Annotated in this window: 1 protein-coding gene and 1 pseudogene; both read right to left on the minus strand. The window is 52.9% G+C overall.

Translation table 11 applies throughout. The features are described from left to right. On the minus strand, positions 1-287 hold a 287-nt coding region (locus tag HQN90_RS39215; RefSeq protein ID WP_246363039.1), incomplete at its 3' end, for an IS66 family transposase. Between the two features lie 15 nt (positions 288-302). Continuing rightward, positions 303-603: pseudogene (locus tag HQN90_RS40125) on the minus strand (IS66 family transposase zinc-finger binding domain-containing protein); the annotation flags it as partial.

Below are 603 nucleotides of genomic sequence, written 5' to 3' on the forward strand. Positions count from 1 at the left end.
CCCTCTTTGTCTACATGCACGCCCGTTTCATCGGCATGGATTACGGGACTGGCAAGGAGATTTTGACGAATGATCTCTTCGTAAGGAAGTAAGCTTTCAGCCATTTTACGGATACTTGAAAGAAGTGTTGCCTGACTCGGCCGACACCCCGTCAACACATGAAGAAGATCGGTTGTGCGAGCGAGCGGGAGCATTTGGTGCGAATGCAAATAAGCGGCTACAGCAGTGAACCGCTGACCGTATTGGGCACGTGCATGGACGCCTTTAGGAAAGATGCCTTTCTGCAAAGTGTGGCAACACGGGCACTTTTTCTTCTCGGCTCGGTGCTCCGTCACCTCCATGACAGGGACAGGGATGTCAAAAACCTGCCGACGCTCGTACCCCAGACATGCGACGTCCTCCAGTGAGACCGCACAGTTCTCACAGACTAAAACCGGATGAATAATGGTTGTAGTGGGATGGTCGATGCAAGAAAGGGTATGCCCTTTATGGCCGACAGGTCCGCCCTTTTTTCCGCCGGACTTCCGGTGATTCTTAGGTTCACGTTTCAGGTCACTAGACGGCGGCCAGCTACTGTTTTGCGAGTTTTGGCCAAGTTGCCGC

The organism is Paenibacillus alba, from assembly GCF_013204855.1.
Classification (GTDB): domain Bacteria; phylum Bacillota; class Bacilli; order Paenibacillales; family NBRC-103111; genus Paenibacillus_E; species Paenibacillus_E alba.